Annotated in this window: 11 protein-coding genes; 7 read left to right on the top strand and 4 right to left on the bottom strand. The window is 65.7% G+C overall.

Going from position 1 to position 16,553, the window contains the following annotated elements; all coding sequences use genetic code 11:
- Nucleotides 1-18 precede the first annotated feature (18 nt).
- From SALLO_RS14750 to SALLO_RS14745, 3 genes are read right to left on the bottom strand one after another with little or no spacing between them, the layout of a single operon-like run.
- Entirely contained in the window at nucleotides 19-1,419 is a 1,401-nt protein-coding gene (locus SALLO_RS14750; protein WP_228702762.1) for a sugar porter family MFS transporter, read from the bottom strand.
- Between the two features lie 31 nt (nucleotides 1,420-1,450).
- Nucleotides 1,451-2,359: a carbohydrate kinase family protein gene (locus SALLO_RS18655; protein ID WP_022834808.1), complete on the bottom strand. Its 909-nt coding sequence runs from the start codon at nucleotides 2,357-2,359 to the stop codon at nucleotides 1,451-1,453.
- A gap of 25 nt (nucleotides 2,360-2,384) precedes the next feature.
- On the bottom strand, nucleotides 2,385-3,914 hold the full coding sequence (locus SALLO_RS14745) for a glycoside hydrolase family 32 protein (RefSeq protein WP_022834807.1): 1,530 nt from the start codon (nucleotides 3,912-3,914) through the stop codon (nucleotides 2,385-2,387).
- A gap of 671 nt (nucleotides 3,915-4,585) precedes the next feature.
- Here SALLO_RS14745 and SALLO_RS0102795 point away from each other — a divergent pair.
- From SALLO_RS0102795 to SALLO_RS0102775, 5 genes are all read left to right on the top strand, one after another.
- Nucleotides 4,586-6,727 carry a TonB-dependent receptor gene (locus SALLO_RS0102795; protein WP_157621171.1) on the top strand — a complete coding sequence of 714 codons (2,142 nt, stop codon included), beginning with the start codon at nucleotides 4,586-4,588 and terminating at the stop codon, nucleotides 6,725-6,727.
- 205 nt (nucleotides 6,728-6,932) lie between these two features.
- Nucleotides 6,933-7,934, top strand: a complete 1,002-nt coding sequence (dhaK, locus tag SALLO_RS0102790; RefSeq protein WP_022834805.1) for a dihydroxyacetone kinase subunit DhaK — start codon at nucleotides 6,933-6,935, stop codon at nucleotides 7,932-7,934.
- 48 nt (nucleotides 7,935-7,982) lie between these two features.
- A complete protein-coding gene (gene dhaL / locus SALLO_RS0102785) occupies nucleotides 7,983-8,609 on the top strand; it encodes a dihydroxyacetone kinase subunit DhaL (RefSeq protein ID WP_022834804.1) in 627 nt (208 codons plus the stop codon).
- Between the two features lie 69 nt (nucleotides 8,610-8,678).
- Nucleotides 8,679-11,264, top strand: a complete 2,586-nt coding sequence (ptsP, locus tag SALLO_RS14740) for a phosphoenolpyruvate--protein phosphotransferase (protein ID WP_022834803.1) — start codon at nucleotides 8,679-8,681, stop codon at nucleotides 11,262-11,264.
- A 221-nt stretch (nucleotides 11,265-11,485) separates the two neighbouring features.
- On the top strand, nucleotides 11,486-13,063 hold the full coding sequence (locus SALLO_RS0102775) for a glycerol-3-phosphate dehydrogenase/oxidase (protein ID WP_022834802.1): 1,578 nt from the start codon (nucleotides 11,486-11,488) through the stop codon (nucleotides 13,061-13,063).
- Nucleotides 13,064-13,160: 97 nt separating this feature from the next.
- On the opposite strand, the gene SALLO_RS0102770 is transcribed toward SALLO_RS0102775, so the two are convergent.
- A complete protein-coding gene (locus SALLO_RS0102770; protein WP_022834801.1) occupies nucleotides 13,161-13,937 on the bottom strand; it encodes a DeoR/GlpR family DNA-binding transcription regulator in 777 nt (258 codons plus the stop codon).
- 231 nt (nucleotides 13,938-14,168) lie between these two features.
- Between SALLO_RS0102770 and glpK the strand changes: the two genes are divergently transcribed.
- Both glpK and SALLO_RS0102760 read left to right on the top strand, forming a co-directional pair.
- Entirely contained in the window at nucleotides 14,169-15,677 is a 1,509-nt protein-coding gene (gene glpK, locus SALLO_RS0102765; protein ID WP_022834800.1) for a glycerol kinase GlpK, read from the top strand.
- Nucleotides 15,678-15,746: 69 nt separating this feature from the next.
- Nucleotides 15,747-16,517, top strand: coding sequence for an MIP/aquaporin family protein (locus tag SALLO_RS0102760; protein ID WP_022834799.1), 771 nt, complete (start codon nucleotides 15,747-15,749; stop codon nucleotides 16,515-16,517).
- Nucleotides 16,518-16,553: the final 36 nt, after the last annotated feature.

Here is a 16,553-nt window from a genome sequence, read left to right as displayed (position 1 = left end):
GCGCAGCGCGCGAGCCGCTCAGGAGGCCGCCGGCGGCTCGGACGTCTCGGCAAGCTCCTCCACCGCTTCCACCGAGAGGCCCAAGTCGTCCTCCAGTTCTTCGAGCGTGCGGCCCTTCGTTTCGGGCATGAGCGCCCACACAAACGCCAGTTGCAGCACCATCATGCCAGCAAAGAAGGCAAAGATTTGTGCGCCGGAGAAGGCGCCCAGCACCGTTGGCGTGACGAGCGTGATGATTGCCGCGCACACCCAGTGCGTCCCCGACCCCAGCGACATGCCGTAGTCGCGCACGGCGTTCGGGAAAATTTCCGAGATGAACACCCAGATGACGGCGCCCTGCCCCACCGCGTGGGCCGCGATAAACGCGCACACAAACGCTACCACCACCGCCCCCTCGGCGCCCGTGGCAAACGCCCACGCCACGCCGCTCAGCGACGCGATGTAGCCCACCGAGCCGATGTACATGAGGCGCGTGCGCCCGGCGCGGTCGATGAGGTACATGCCCAACAGCGTAAACACGAGGTTGACCACTCCAATCGGGATGGAGGCGCTCAACACGTCGCCCGCGGCAATGCCGGCCTGTGCAAAGATGCGCGGCGCGTAGTACAACACGAAGTTGATGCCCGACATCTGGTTGAAGAAGGCCACCAGCACGGCCAGCGTAATGGGCACGCGAAAGGTGCCGGAGAAAAACTCGCGCAGCGGCACGTGCTTCGATACGGACGCGCGAATGGACGCAACCATCTGCTCCACGTCGTGCGACGGGTTGAGCTGCTTCAGCAGGGTGCGCGCGGTGGCTTCGTCGCCCTTCCGCAGGAGCAGCCAACGCGGACTCTCGGGCACGCCCAGCACAAACGTAACGTAAACGGCCGCCGGTAGCGCCTCGGCCCCCAGCATCCAGCGCCATGCATTGGCCCCAAAGGCTTCGCCGATCAGGTAGTTGGAGAAGTACGCGACGAGGATGCCAAAGACGATGTTGAACTGATAGAGCGCCACGAGCTTGCCGCGGTTGCGCGCCGGCGTGATCTCCGAGATGTAGATGGGCACCGCGACGGACGAGGCCCCCACGCCCAGCCCGCCGATGAACCGCGCGGCCGAGAACAGGTACGGCCCGGGCGCGAGCGCCGAGCCGAGCGCCGAAGCCAGATACAGCACGCCGATCCAGAAGAGGGTGCGCCGCCGCCCGTACCAGTCGCACGGCCAGCCGCCCAGCAGCGCGCCAATAACGGTGCCCCACAGCGCCATCGACATGATAAAGATGCCGTGGAACAGGTCGCTGGTTTGCCACAGCAGCTGGATTGGCCGGTCGGCCCCGGAGATCACGATGGTGTCAAATCCGAAAAGAAAACCGGCCAGCGAGGCCACGATGGTGCTGAGCAGGACGGAACCGTAGTTTTTCATGGCGAGGCAGAAAGACAAGGAGCGCGATGGAGCGGAGGCAAACGGTGCGTTAAACGGCCGATTCGTCAGGCGCGGGGTTGCGCGTGAGCGCCGGCAGCGATGCAAACCCGTCGTACGGGGGCGTGGCGCCTTGCTGCGAGGCCACGTAGGCCCCCAGGCGCGCCGCGTGGTCGAGCAGATCGGCATCGGAGCGGTCGTGCAGGTACGCCACGAGCAGGCCCGCCAGAAAAGCGTCGCCCGCGCCTACGGTATCGGCGACGGACACCCGATACCCCGGATGCGTCGTCCACCGGCCCTCGTGCCACAGCATCGCCCCGTGCGCGCCCCGCGTGACGCATACCATCGACAGGTGGAAGCGGTCGGCGAGGGCCTGCATGGCCGCGCGGTCGCCCGACGGCAGTCCGAACCACGCCTGCATCTGGGCGAGCTCCTCGTCGTTCATCTTGGCGATGGCTGCCGCGTGCAACGACGCCTCGATGTGCGCGCGCTCCACGTGCGGCGGGCGCAGGTTCACATCGAACACCAGCGGGGCGCCCGTAGCCCACAGCCCCCGTATCGTCGCCCGCGAGGTGTCGTGGCGTTGCGCCAGGCTCCCAAACACCAGCGCCGAGGCGTCGCGCGCCGCAGCGGTAAGCGCTTCCGACGACGCGATAACGTCCCACGCCGCCGGGGCCCGGATCGTGTACGCGGGCGTGCCGCCGCCATCGAGCGCCACCTCCACAAACCCGGTGGGATGCGCGGCGTCCACCTGCACGCAGTCATCGGACATCCCCCGCGCACGCACACGCCGCAGCGCCTCGTGCCCCAGCACGTCGTCGCCCACGCGGCTTGCGATGCGCGCGCTCGTTCCCAGCTGATGCACATGACACGCGACGTTGAAGGGCGCGCCGCCCAGAAAGAGGCCGCGCGGCAGCGCGTCCCACAACAGTTCCCCTACGCACAGCACAGACGTTGACATAGCCATGGTCTTGTTGAACCGATTGTCAGCGAACAGCCCAGGCCGAACGTAGCGTCCACACATCCATTGACACGATGCGCGCGTCGCCGCCCTCGGCGTACACGGCCACGCCCTGGTGTTGCGGTTGCGGAAAGATGCGATCGGTGATGACGGTGTAGCCCTCGTCGGCAAACACCTCTACCGATGACCAGTCCACGAACACGCGCAGGGTGACGCGGCCGTCGGTGATGGGCAGCGGTCCCTCGTGGCGGCCGGCAAAGTGCGCGCTGAAGTCGGTGACGCCCGAGCGCGACCGATCCACAAACACCTGCTCGCCGCGCACATCCACGCCCACCAGGGTCTCTTCGGTGCCGCCGCGGCGCACCTTCAGCCCCACCTCTTCGGCCGTGCCTACGTCGATGGTTGCTACAATTTCGAGCGCACGCCCGCTGATGCCGTGATCGCGCAGGCTGTGCGTGCCCGCGGGCACCGGAAGGTCGGTGAGGTGCCGGTGGATGTCGCGCAGCTGCTGCAGCTCCTGCACCGGATACTGCACGAGCCGAAAGCCGTCATCGGTGCGACGCAGCGCGAGCCGCCGCGGGATGCTCTGCGCGCTGCGCCACGGGTGCGTGGGAATCTGCTCGCCGTACTGCCAATTGTTCATCCAGCCGATCCACACGTGCCGGTTTTGCGCATCCGGCAGGTTGGCCCAGTCGATGGCCGCGTAAAAATCCTTCCCATAGTCGACCCAGTTGACGGTGCTCGTGTCGGCCGTGGGCAGCCGCGTGAACGTCGTGCCATCAAACGAACCCACAAAGTACTGCCCGCCCGAGCCGCCGTGCAGCGCGCCGGGATTCATGTCTACCTCCAGCACCCACCGCGTTTCGTTGGTTCCTTCCACCGGCAGCCGAAAGAGATCCGGGCATTCCCAGATGCCCCCCGTGCCGCCCTGCGGCCCGAAGGTGCTCATGAGGGTCCAGTCCTTCAAATTCTTCGATTCGTAGAACTGCACCTTGTACTCCGTCGGCAGCGCCACAAGCATGACCCACTTCTGCTCGGGCGCATACCAGAAGACGTTGGGATCACGGAAATTCTTTCGCCCGATGTCGAGCACCGGGTTGCCTTCGTAGGTCGTCCACGTGCGGCCGCGGTCGGTGCTGTAGGCCAGGTACTGCGCCTGCTTCGTGGGCTGATGGCCGGTGTAGATGGCCACCATCGGCGGATGTTCTGTTGTGCCGAATCCGCTCGTGTTTTGATGATCCACCACCGCACTTCCGCTAAACGCCATGACGCCGTTCTGCTCGGGGATGGCCACCGGCAGGTGCGTCCAATGCACCAGATCCGTACTCACGGCGTGGCCCCAGCTCATGTGTCCCCACTGGATGCCGTACGGATTGTACTGGTAGAAAAGATGGTATTCCCCGTTGTAGTACACAAGCCCGTTCGGGTCATTCATCCAGTTGATGGCCGGCGTGAAGTGGTACTGCGGGCGCTGCGGCTCCACGTACGTGGGCCGGTACGTGATGCGCTGTGCGGCTGCAGGCGCGGCCAGGAGCACAACAAGCGCAGCGAGCACACCGAGGGGAGAAAGTGAGGGCAAACGCATGGAAGATCGCAGAATCTGACGGGCAGAACCAGAGCACATCGGGGGATAACGTACAAACGAGTCATCAAGAATGCATCCCCCGGCGCGCAATCGCGTGGTGCCTGCTTCCACGGCACCATCACAGCCTTACGTGGTGGCCCCTGAAGGGCGTGCCGGCCGGGATCGTCTGTTTGTGGCGTTTGCCCGGTTGTGGAGATTGCCCGGTTGTGGAGATTGCCGCGCTCACTATGTTCGCTCGCAATGACATCATTGGTTGATGAGAAAATGAACACCAAATGGTTCAAATGGCCAATCGGGTTGGTTTGCCCAACTGCACGCCCAACACACCATAATAGCAGCCCCTTCTCTTGTCATCGCGAGGAGCCGAAGGCGACGCGGGGGCCGGAGGTCATGCCACTGGTGGGGCCGAAGGTTATATCTACGATGCGATCTCCGTGTACAAGCAAAACACGCTCAGTAAATTGCCTCACTGCCGGGATTTCCCCTACGGAATGACCTGTGGCGCCCTCCCTTCCAGGATGACCAAGCGGCCCCGTTGCAACTCCGAGGTGCGAAAGGCGATACGTGTGGGAGGCTCATTTCCCACGGCGCAACGCAGGGGGAAGCGGGCCCCGCGGTTTATTCATCAGAGAACCTGGCGCGTGCGCATCGTTTGGCTTGCTGTGTTCGGTATGGTGTGGGGATTGGGGCCCGTAGCGGCCCAGCCGGTACCCGCCGATACGCTTGTGCTATCGCCCCGCTACACCATGCCCCGCGGCCTCGCGCACGTGGCTGCGCCCTCCCGCTACGGACTGGCGCCCGACCGCAGCCTGCGCCTGCGCATGGGCCGCCGCGGACTCCCCACGCCGCTGCTTTTGCACACGGCCCCTGGGCGGTGGCTTGGCGCACAGCCGCTGGATGCGTCGTGGACGCCGCCCCTGGCCCGCGCTTCAACATACGCCGTCGCCCCGCACAACGCACTGCGCTACGGCACTGACGTCCTGGGCGGCGTGGTGCGCACCCGCTGGCCCAACACGCCGCTCCCGCTTACCACAACGCTGCGCGCCGGGCGCACCGGACCGGCCCGCGTTCCTTCCGACGGCGCCCACTATGCCGCGGCCCTCGCGCGCGGCTGGCGCCTGCCCAACGACGGCTTCCTCAACGCCTATGCCCACGGACAACACCGGGCCGTCACGCAGCGCGCCGTGCAGCCATCCCACGGCTGGTGGGGACAGCGTGCCGTGCGTCAGGCCGGCGCGTGGGTGGACGGCGCATGGCCGCTGGCCGATGGCCCCACGCTCTACGCGACCGGCGGTTTGCGGTGGAAAGCAACCGATACGCCCCGCTTCCGCTGGACGCCAAGGCCCGATGAGGCCCGCGCTGTACAACCGTGGAGCCAGACCGACGTGTACAGCGGCGCTGTGGTGGCGGGGGTGCGTGGGCCATGGACGCCTACGTGGCGCTACGACCTCTCGCTGGCCGCGCAGCACCACACCGTGCACCTCCGCTCAACCGCCACGGCCGCTCTGCCGCTGGGCACGCCCGTGCGGCCCGATGTGGGCGTCGGGGCGCGCATCGCACGCCTCGGCGCGCTGCGGGCTACGCTTAGCGGAACAGTAGATGTCGGCTTCGTGCGGCCGCTGGCCGTCCACGCCGGCGCGCGCGTCAGTCACGAGACGCTAACGCAGCAGGCAGGGGCTCCGGCCGGGACGCAGGTGGCCGGTCTGCAGCCGCTAGATCCCGCCCTCGCACCCGACGGGCGCCGCACGCGGGTCGATGCAACCGTCGACGTGGCCATCCCGCTGGCGGCGCGCCTCACGCTCGATTTTGGCGGCCGCTTTGCCTTTGCCTCCGACTCCAGCGCTACGCTCAACGGCCTCACGGGCCTTCGCCTTTCGGCTTCCCCGCGCCTCCGCTTCTTCCTGATCGGCCGCATGGGCTTGCGCCTGCCGACGCTCATGCAGCGCTACGCCACCACCACGCTGGACACGTGGGTCCTCCCGCTCCGCACAACCGGCGACCAAAACCTTGCACAACCGCCGCGCACCGTCGCCCGCGTCACGCATGTGGCGTCGGCGCAGCTGGCGCGCAGCGGCGATGCCAACCGGCTCCGCGAAGAAACCACGCTTCTAGCAGCCCTGGGCGGACAGTACCGCGGGTCGTCGCTCCGCCTAAGCGGCCGCCTCTTTTACCAGCTCATCCGCGACCGCATTACCCTCTCGCGGGCCCTGCCCGACCGGCTGTTTCGACAGTCCGCACAATCGGCGCCCTACATCCGGCACTTCGACAATGCGTTCGATCTGGCAGTCCCCGGCGTGCAAGCGCGGGCGGCGTACCGGCGCCCGCTCGGCGCCCACCGGCAACTCGTCGTGCAAGCGGCCGCGCTGTACACCGCGCCCCGCGTGCTCAAAACCGTCACGCGCGAGCCCGGATTCGGACGCGCCACCCGCCGCGCCCTCGTCGATGCGCAGCCCCGCGCCCTCACCGGCGCGGCCCTCACGTATGCCACGGCGCGCTGGCGGTGGGGCGTACGTGTCCAGCATGCCGGGGCCTTTCATTGGCGCGGGGTTCGGCCCGCCCACGACGTGCGCTTTGCTCCCGAAACGCGCGTGGCCCTGCACGTCCGGCGCTCCATGTGGGGCAACCGGCTACGCGTGGGCTTGCGGGTCAACAACCTGCTCGACCAGTACCCCACCGCGTGGCCCGCTCCGTATCAGGGCGACGACGTGGCGCGCTACCCCCGCGCGGCCCCGTACGGATTTGCCGGACGCTCCGTGGCGCTGTCTGTGACTTACCGCCCGTAACCACGCCCCGAAGCGTCAGCGCGCGGACCCGCAGCGCACATGCAAGAAAAGTGGCGCCGCCGGTTGCGTTTTCTGCCCCCAATGTTCATCTTACTTCAACACTCCGGAGTCATACAGCGCCTGTTGCCCCCTTCGTGCACAACGGCTTATGCTGGAAGGGCTTCCAAGAATCCACGCGGTCCATCGTCCATCTGCCTATCGGCCCATGAAAAAACTCATCAACGACCCGGAAGCCGTCGTCCGCGAATCGCTTCAGGGCTTCGGCGCCGCCCACCCTGACCTCGTCACGGTGCACACCGATCCCACGTACGTCGTTCGCGCCGACGGGGCCCAAACGGGCAAGGTGGGTTTGCTGTCGGGCGGTGGGAGCGGACACGAGCCCATGCACAACGGCTTCGTGGGCCGCGGCATGCTCGATGCGGCCTGCCCCGGCGAAGTGTTCACCAGCCCCACCCCCGATCAGATGCAAGCAGCCACCGAGGCCATCGACGGCGGCGCGGGCGTGCTCCACCTGGTAAAAAATTACACAGGCGACGTGATGAACTTCGAGATGGCCGCCGACCTTGCAGCAGACAGCGGCGTCGAGGTGCGCAGCGTGGTCATCAACGACGACGTGGCGGTTGAAGACAGCACCTACACGGCCGGCCGGCGCGGCGTGGGCGGCACGGTTCTGATCGAAAAGCTATGCGGCGCAGCGGCCGACGCGGGCTATTCGCTCGACGACGTTGCGGATTTGGCCGATCGCTGCAACGACACCGTGCGCAGCATGGGCATGGCCCTCACGTCGTGCCAGCTGCCCACCTCCGACACGCCAACCTTCGACCTGAGCGACGACGAGATGGAAATCGGGATTGGCATTCACGGCGAACCGGGGCGCGCGCGCAAACCCCTGGCGTCGGCCGATGAAATTGTGGACATGCTCATGGAGCCCATCATCAAGGATCTGCCGTTTACCGCGGGCGACGACGTCCTCCTCTTCGTTAACAGCATGGGCGGAACGCCGCTGATTGAGGTCTACCTGGCGTACCGCCGGGCAGCCGCTGTCGCCGAACAGCACGGCCTGCGGGTGGTGCGCAACCTCGTAGGGCCGTACATCACGAGCCTCGAAATGGCGGGGCTCTCCATCACGATGCTGCAAATGGATGACGAGCGCCTCCGCTTGTGGGATGCGCCCGTGCACACGCCTGCGCTGCGGTGGGGCGTATAGCTGTATCGGCTGCCCATTCACTGGCTTCACCAATGACTTTTGTCTTTCATGGCGCTCACCACCAACGACCTCGCACGCTGGATTCAGGCCTTCGCTGACCACGTGGCCGAACACAAGACGTATCTCACCACGCTGGATTCAGCGATTGGAGACGGCGACCACGGTCAAAACATGACCCGTGGCCTGCGTGCGGCCTCTGCGGACCTTGAGGAGGCGTCTACACCGCCTGCGCTCCTTAAAAGCGTGGCGATGGCGCTCATCTCCAAAACCGGCGGGGCCAGCGGACCGCTCTACGGGACGTTTTTTATGGAGGCGGCCAAGGCGGCCCCTGCCGATACGGTGGATCTTGCCGCGTGGACGGCCATGATGCAGGCGGGCCTCGATGGGGTGAAGCGCCGGGGCAAGGCCGACCTGGGCGACAAGACCATGGTCGATGCGCTTGTGCCCGCCGTGCGCGCCCTACACGCGGCGGCAGACAACGACGAAGCGTTTGGCGCTGCGCTGCAGCAGGCGGCCGCAGCCGCCAAAGATGGCATGAATGAAACAACCCCGCTCGTTGCACGCAAAGGACGCGCAAGTTACCTCGGCGAGCGCAGCAAAGGACACCAAGACCCCGGCGCCACGTCTACCTACTACCTGTTTGCCACCGCAGCCGAGGCCCTACGTCCTGCGTGAGCGCCAGCCCGTGGATGCCGCCCGTACAGCCCTCCGCGTTCTTTAACCGGGCCTTAGCGCCCTGCTTGCATGCTTCACCTTGTGCTTGTCTCCCACAGCCGCCCCCTCGCCGAGCGCCTGGTCGACTTCGTGCGGCAGATGGCGGGCGACGACGTACCCATCTCCATCGCGGCCGGTACCGACGACGGGGTGGCGTTTGGAACCGACGCGACGGCTATCGTAGCGGCCATCACCGACGGCCCGCCCGACGCCGAAACCCTCCTGCTGGTTGACGTGGGCAGCGCCGTACTCAGCGCAGAACTGGCCCTCGACCTCCTGCCCGATGCGGTGCGTTCCCGCGTGCGCCTGTGTCCCGCCCCGTTTGTAGAAGGCACCCTCAGCGCCGCCGTGCAGGCCAGCGTGGGTGCCAATCTCGACGCGGCGTATCGCGAGGCCGTGGGCGCCCTTCAGCAGAAAGTGGCCGCCGTTGCGGAGGCTACCGGCGACACCGTCCCCGATGATACAGCGCCGGAGGACGCTGCCGCGGCTGCACCGACCGATGCGACGCGTACGGTGGAGGTTACCCTGCCCAACCCGCACGGATTGCACGCGCGCCCCGCGGCCCAACTCATTCGCACCGCCAGCACGTTTGACGCAACGATTCGCATCGAGAACCGCACCGCCCGCCGCGGCCCCGTGTCTGCCCGCAGCGTGTCGTCGGTTATGATGCTGGGGGCCGGGCACAACGATCGATTGCGCCTCTCGGCCGAGGGTCCACAGGCGGAGGCGGCGCTCAGCGCACTTGCCGATCTCATCCGTGAGGGGTTTGGAGAACTTGAAGCGCCCCGCGACGCAGCACCCGATCCATCGACTGCTGAAGAACCCGCGGCGCCCGCTTCAGCCACGGGCCCCGAGGCAACCATTGTGGGGCAGCCGGTGGCCGGCGGCATTGCGCTTGGCCCGATCTACCAACAGCGCGCCACGCGTCCCGACCTGCCCGACACGCCCCCCGATGCCCCCGAAGCTGCCTGGAGCGATCTCCAGGACGCTCTCGACACGGTAGCGAAACAGATGGACGCCGAACAATCGGAGATGGCCGCTGCCGGGATGCACGACGCCGCTGCTATCTTAGACGCACAGGCCCTCTTGCTTGCCGACGAGGCCCTGCGCCGCCGGGTGCGCCGCGCGATTGTGGAGGCCCATCGCCCCGCCGCCCGCGCCTGGATGGAGGCCGTAACAGCACTCGCAGAGGAGTACGCAGCGATGGACGATGCCTACCTGCAACAGCGCGCCGACGACGTACGCGACGTAGGCCATCGGGTGGTGCGGCACCTCCTGGGCGAGGCGCCCGCCCCCATCGATCCTGGCGAGCCGTTTATCCTTGTGGCCCGCAGCCTCGCGCCTTCTGACGTCCCCGCACTGCAAGACCGACCGGTGCGGGGTATCCTCTGCGCCCAGGGCAATGCCACCTCGCACAGCGCCATCCTGCTTCGCTCGCAGGGCCTCCCGGCCGTTTTTGGCGCCGGCGCAGACGTGCTCGCGATCCCCGATGGCACGCGCGTGGCCCTTCGAGGCGACACGGGCGCCGTGTGGATCGATCCGTCGTCCGAAATTGAGCGAGACCTGCGCGGCCAGCAGTCTGCCGCGGAGGAGGCGCGCGCCGAGCGCGTGTCCGCGGCCCACGCGCCGGCCCACACCCCCGACGGGCCCCGGGTGTTCGTAACGGCCAACGTCAACCGTCCCGCCGACGCCGCAACCGCTGCCGCGATGGGCGCCGATGGCGTTGGGTTGCTGCGTACCGAGTTTCTGTTTACCGGCCGCAACGACCCGCCGTCAGCAGACGAGCAGGTTGGCGCGCTCAACGATGTAGCCACGCGCCTCGGCGGGAAGCCCGTGGTGGTCCGTGCCCTCGACGTGGGCGGCGACAAGCCGCTGCCCTACGTGCCGCTCCCGCCGGAGGCGAATCCATTTCTGGGGCTGCGCGGCATTCGCGTGCTGCTGCAGATGCCGTCGCTGTTCCAGTCCCAGCTTCGGGCCATTTTGCGCGTTGCAGCCACGCACGACGTGTCGCTGATGCTCCCGATGGTTGCCGTACCATCCGAGATTGAGCAGACGCGGGCGGCCCTCCACGCGGCCCGCGATGACCTGCAGCGCGCCGGCGTACCGGCCGCAGATGCGCTTCCACTGGGCATGATGATCGAAACGCCCGCCAGCGCACTCGCCGCCGCACGCTTCGCCGCCCACGTCGATTTCTTCTCGATTGGCACAAACGACCTCACGCAGTACACCATGGCCGCCGACCGCGAGCACGACGGCCTCCAGAGCTTGTCGGATGCCTTGCACCCGCCGGTGCTATCGCTCATCGATCAGGTGGCCACCGCCGCGCGCGAAGCGTCGGGGCCGCTTCCGGTGAGCGTGTGCGGGGAACTCGCCGCGCAGCCCGCGGCCGTTCCGTTGCTTTTGGGATTGGGCATCGAGCGCCTCAGCGTGGCTCCGCCGGCCGTTCCGCTGGTAAAGGCCATCGTCCGCCACTGCCCACGCGACCCGGCGCGCGCCCTCGCCCACGAGGCATTGGCCGCCCGGGACGCAGCCGACGTCCACGCCCTCTGCCGTGCGTTCTTGGAAGACACCGTGGGGCTTGACGCGGGCCCCGGGGGTACGGCCCGTCGCGCATGAAGCCTCTCGCGTCCCACCCCTCGTTCCATAACGCCTGGGTTACGTTTTGGCTTGCATTCAATCTTCGTTTTACCTATACTATCTTTCGTAACGAAACCCTGCGGGTGAACCCATTGCCCGCCATTTGTGAAGATCGCGCGCGATGACGTCCACAACGGGCGCCTCCAATAGCGCCCCACGTCATCCGTTGCCCCGCCTCCTTTCCTAACCCTAACAGCACCATGGATCGCGACGCAGCCCTGCAGACCCTTGAAGCCCACAACGAGCCGTGGGATTTTATCGTCATCGGCGGTGGCGCCACCGGGCTCGGCTGCGCCATTGAAGCTGCCGCCCGCGGCTACGACACCCTCCTCCTGGAGATGCACGACTTTGCGAAAGCCACGTCGAGCCGCTCCACCAAGCTGGTGCATGGCGGGGTGCGCTACCTGCAGCAGGGCAACGTATCGCTCGTGTTGGAAGCGCTTCAGGAGCGGGGCCTGTTGCAGCGCAATGCGCCGCATCTGGTGCACAACCTGGCCTTCATCGTGCCCAACTACGACTGGTGGGAGGGGCCGTTTTACGGGATTGGCATGAAGGTGTACGACATGCTGGCCGGACGTCAAAACTTCGGCCGCTCCAAAAACCTAAGCCGGGAAAAAACGCTCGAGCATTTGCCTACCATTGCGCCGGAAGGGCTGCGCGGTGGTGTTATCTACTACGACGGGCAGTTCGATGACGCGCGCCTCGCGGTAAATATGGCCCAGACGTTTGTCGAACAGGGCGGCACGGCGCTGAACTACTTCAAGGTGGACGACCTCACCAAGTCGGACGATGGCGTTGTGGATGGGGTCGTTGCCACCGATCAGGAAAGCGGCACCACCCACAGGCTACAGGCGCGCGCCGTGATTAACGCCACCGGCATCTTTACAGACAGCATCCGGAAGATGGACGACCCGGAGGCGCACGATACGCTGCGCCCCAGCCAGGGCACGCACATCGTGCTGGATCGCTCGTTCCTTCCCGGCGATGCCGCCATCATGATTCCGAAAACCGATGACGGGCGCGTCCTGTTTGCCATCCCGTGGCACGACCGCGTGGTGGTCGGCACAACCGACGAAGAAGTGGAGGGGCCCTCCCTGGAGCCTACGCCCACGAAGCAAGAAATCGACTTTCTCGTGGAGCACGCCGGGCGGTATCTGGTGAAAGCGCCGACCCACGACGACGTATTGAGCACGTTTGCCGGCATCCGTCCGCTCGTCACCGATCCCAGCCATCCGGCCAGCGACACGTCCGAGATTTCGCGGGAGCACGTGGTGCACATTTCCAAGCACGGCCTCGTCACCATCTCGGGCGGCAAGTGGACGACGTACCGCAAGATGGCCGAGGATACCATCGACCGGGCGGCGGTGCTGGCAGACGTTGAGGAGCAAGAGAGCGTGACGAAAGACCTGCACATCCACGGCTGGCACGAGCATGCCGAGCAGTTTGGCGACCTGGCGCACTACGGCTCGGATGCCACCAAGCTTCGCACCCTCATGCGCGACCATCCCGAATGGGCCGAGCCCCTCGACGATCGCCTCCCGCTGCGTCCGGTACAGGTGGTGTGGGCCGCGAAGCACGAGATGGCCCGTTCGGTGGAGGACGTACTGGCCCGGCGCACGCGCTCGATCCTGCTCAATGCACAGGCCAGTATCGACTGTGCCCCCGCCGTGGCCCGCTTAATGGCCGAAACGCTCGGACACGACGAGGCCTGGCAGCACGCACAGGTGGAGGCATACGAAGCGCTCGCCGCCAACTACCTCATCAGCAACCTGACGTAGCACCGATCCTGCGCCGTTCCAACCGCACGTGTCCGATACCCCCAAGCAGGCACCGTCTTCTTCCGAGGGCGGTGCCTGATCTACATCACGTCGCCCCCTACACCACGTCGACGGTGATGCCTTGCCCCTCCAACGCATCGACCACGCGCGGCTCCACAGCATCGTCCGTGATGACCCGGTGGATGTGGTTGAGCCCGCAGATGCGACGAAAGCCGCGCCGGCCAAACTTGCTCGCATCCGTAACCACCACCGTACGCTGCGCCGTGTGCATCATGGCCTGGTTGAGACTGGCCTCCAGCGCATTCGTTGTCGTTAGGCCGTACTCCACGTCAAACCCGTCAACGCCCATAAACATCGTATCGCAGGTGTAGCCCGTCAGCATCTCTTCGGCATGCCTGCCTACCGTCGACTCGGCGTTGTGCCGCACGATGCCGCCAAGCATCAGGATCTCGATGCCTTTACGCTGGGCGATGAGGCGGGCCACGTTCATCGCATTGGTGATGACGGTCAGCTCATTCGTCTCCGGCAGATGACGCGCCACCTGCAACGTAGTAGTGCCCGAGCCAATGATGATGGAGTCGCGCGCCGACACCAGCGCGGCCGCCGTTTCCCCGATGCGGGCCTTCTCGTCTGCAAACTCCGTTGCCTTCTCGCCCAGCGGCCGCTCGCCCACATACGGCGCCCGCAAGTTTGCCCCGCCGTAGGTGCGATGCAACAAGTTCTGGTCTTCCAACTCCCGCAGGTCTTTGCGGATGGTGACCTTCGAAACGTGTAGGGCCTCACTGAGCGCCGCAACCTTCACGTACCCCTCGTTCTTGAGCCGTTTCAGAATAAAATCGTGGCGCTCGGCCGGGCTGTGCGCATGCTCAGACATACATCGACAAGGGAAGTAGGGCAGTAGATGGAATGGAATGTGTGACCTGCGCCATCCAACGGCACACGACACACATCGTTTTATGAAGGAAACGTAAATAGGTGGTTGGGATACCCACCTGCACCCGCAAATAGTTTTCTTCTTCTTGACAAAAGCGCTTCCAGTGATTATGATTTGATAACCAATCGAAGGAAATCGAAACCAAAACCGATAACCAATCGGAAGATCGCCATGAAATATATTCTGGCACTGGATCAAGGCACCACGAGCTCGCGGGCGATAGTCTTCAATCATCGGGGGCAAACAAAAGCCGTCGCCCAAAAGGAGTTCGAGCAGATCTTTCCGGAACCGGGCTGGGTGGAGCACGACCCCAACGAGATCTGGTCGTCGCAGAGCAGCGTGATGACGGAGGTCATCAACCGGGCCGGCGTACAAGCGCGCGACATTGCCGGACTGGGCATCACCAATCAGCGGGAAACGACGATTGTGTGGGATCGCGAGACGGGCCAGCCCATCTACAATGCAATCGTGTGGCAAGACCGCCGCACCTCGGGCATCTGCGACCGCCTGCGCGATGCGGGTCACGTCGATACCTTTCGCGATGCCACCGGACTGATCCTCGATGCCTACTTTTCGGGTACCAAAATTAAGTGGATCCTGGACCACGTAGACGGCGCCCGCGCCAAGGCCGAGGACGGGCGACTGGCGTTCGGGACGGTGGATAGCTGGCTCGTGTATAAGCTGACGGGGGGCGATGTACACATCACCGATGCTACCAATGCGTCGCGGACGCTTCTTTACAACATCCACGAGGGGCGCTGGGACGATGAGCTCCTGGACATCCTCGACGTTCCGCGCGCCATGCTGCCCGATGTGCGCGACAGCAGCGAGGTGTACGGGCATACCGACCGCGACATCACGCCGGCGTCTATTCCCATCGCGGGCATCGCGGGCGATCAGCAGGCGGCCCTCTTTGGGCAAATGTGCACCGAGCCGGGCATGGGCAAGAATACGTACGGCACGGGCGCCTTCATGGTGCAGCACACCGGCACCGAAGCGGTCCGCTCAGAGAACAACCTGCTTACCACCGTCGCCTACCAGATCGACGGCGAAACGAGCTATGCCCTGGAGGGCTCCATCTTCATCGCCGGGGCCGTGGTGCAGTGGCTGCGCGACGGCCTCGAACTGATCCGCGACTCGGCCGAGGTGGAAGCGCTTGCGCGGCAGGTGGATGACAACGGCGGCGTGTACCTCGTACCGGCGTTTGTAGGCCTGGGCGCGCCGCACTGGGATCAGTACGCCCGCGGCGTCATCGCGGGCATTACGCGCGGCGTCTCGAAGGCACACGTCGCCCGCGCGGCCCTCGAAGGCATTGCCTATCAGGTGGCCGACGTCGTCGATGCCATGGAGGCCGACAGCGGCATCGAGACGCCGGAGCTGCGTGCCGACGGCGGGGCGGCGGCGAACAACCTGTTGCTGCAATTCCAATCCGACATCCTGGGCATTCCCGTGGTGCGCCCGCAAACGCTTGAAACCACCGCGCTGGGGGCCGCCTATCTCGCGGGCCTCGCGGTGGGCTACTGGGATACCCAAGAGGAAATCAAGAACCAGTGGACCGTCGACCGCCGCTTCACGCCCAGCATGGACGCGAGCTACGTCAAAGAGCTGCGCACCGGCTGGGACAAGGCGCTGGAGCGCTCGAAGGCATGGCAGGACGCCGAGAAGGCGACTGCTGCGTAACCGCACGGGGACTGCCCTGCGCTCCTGGCAGTCCCCTTTTTCTTTTTTCCATGAGCACACGCACCAACTATGTCTCCTTTTATAGCTGAAATCATTGGAACGGCCATCCTCATTCTCCTCGGCGACGGTGTTGTGGCGAATGTGGTGCTGAAAGACACCCTCGGAGAGAACTCCGGCTGGATCGTCATTACGTGGGGCTGGGGCATGGCCGTCTTCGTAGCTGTATTCTGCGTAGCGGCCTTCAGCGGCGCCCACATCAACCCGGCCGTTACCGTGGGCCTGGCGGCCGCGGGCATCTTTCCGTGGGCCAGCGTGCCCCTCTACCTCGCCGGCCAGTTCATTGGCGCGGCCATCGGCGCATTCCTCGTCTGGTTGCACTACCGGCCGCACTTTGCCACCACCGACGATGCCGACGCCAAGCTCGGCGTTTTCTGCACCGGCCCCGCCATTCCGGACGTGCCCGCAAACTTTATTTCGGAAGTCATTGGCACCGTCATGCTGGTGTTTGCCGTCCTCTACCTCACGGGGCCTTCCATTCAGCTCAACGGGCTCGAAACAGCCCTCGGCAATGGCGCGGCCATCGATACAGCGATTGGACTGGGCGCCCTCGATGCACTGCCTGTGGGCCTCGTGGTGCTCGTCATCGGTCTTGCCCTTGGTGGTACCACCGGCTACGCCATCAACCCGGCGCGCGACCTCTCACCGCGCCTCATGCATCAGATCCTTCCCATTCCGGGCAAGCGCGACAGCAATTGGGGATATGCCTGGATTCCAGTGGTGGGGCCGCTGGTAGGCGGCGTGTTGGCTGCCCTTCTCGGCCTCGCCATCGGCGGCTTCTAACACCCGTCTACGGCTTCTCGTGCCTTTTTCTTTACG

Source organism: Salisaeta longa DSM 21114 (assembly GCF_000419585.1).
In the GTDB taxonomy this organism is placed as follows: Bacteria; Bacteroidota; Rhodothermia; order Rhodothermales; family Salinibacteraceae; genus Salisaeta; species Salisaeta longa.
The sequence above is the reverse complement of the archived record's forward strand: the minus strand, read 5'-3'. Positions and strand labels throughout refer to the sequence as shown.

Bases quoted from the DNA above. Each gene is read 5' to 3' on its own strand.
- SALLO_RS0102770 (WP_022834801.1), bottom strand. From the start codon at position 13,937: ATGTCTGAGCATGCGCACAGCCCGGCCGAGCGCCACGATTTTATTCTG.
- dhaK (WP_022834805.1), top strand. From the start codon at position 6,933: ATGAAAAAACTCATCAACGACCCGGAAGCCGTCGTCCGCGAATCGCTT.
- ptsP (WP_022834803.1), top strand. From the start codon at position 8,679: ATGCTTCACCTTGTGCTTGTCTCCCACAGCCGCCCCCTCGCCGAGCGC.
- dhaL (WP_022834804.1), top strand. From the start codon at position 7,983: ATGGCGCTCACCACCAACGACCTCGCACGCTGGATTCAGGCCTTCGCT.
- SALLO_RS0102760 (WP_022834799.1), top strand. From the start codon at position 15,747: ATGTCTCCTTTTATAGCTGAAATCATTGGAACGGCCATCCTCATTCTC.
- glpK (WP_022834800.1), top strand. From the start codon at position 14,169: ATGAAATATATTCTGGCACTGGATCAAGGCACCACGAGCTCGCGGGCG.
- SALLO_RS0102775 (WP_022834802.1), top strand. From the start codon at position 11,486: ATGGATCGCGACGCAGCCCTGCAGACCCTTGAAGCCCACAACGAGCCG.
- SALLO_RS18655 (WP_022834808.1), bottom strand. From the start codon at position 2,359: ATGTCAACGTCTGTGCTGTGCGTAGGGGAACTGTTGTGGGACGCGCTG.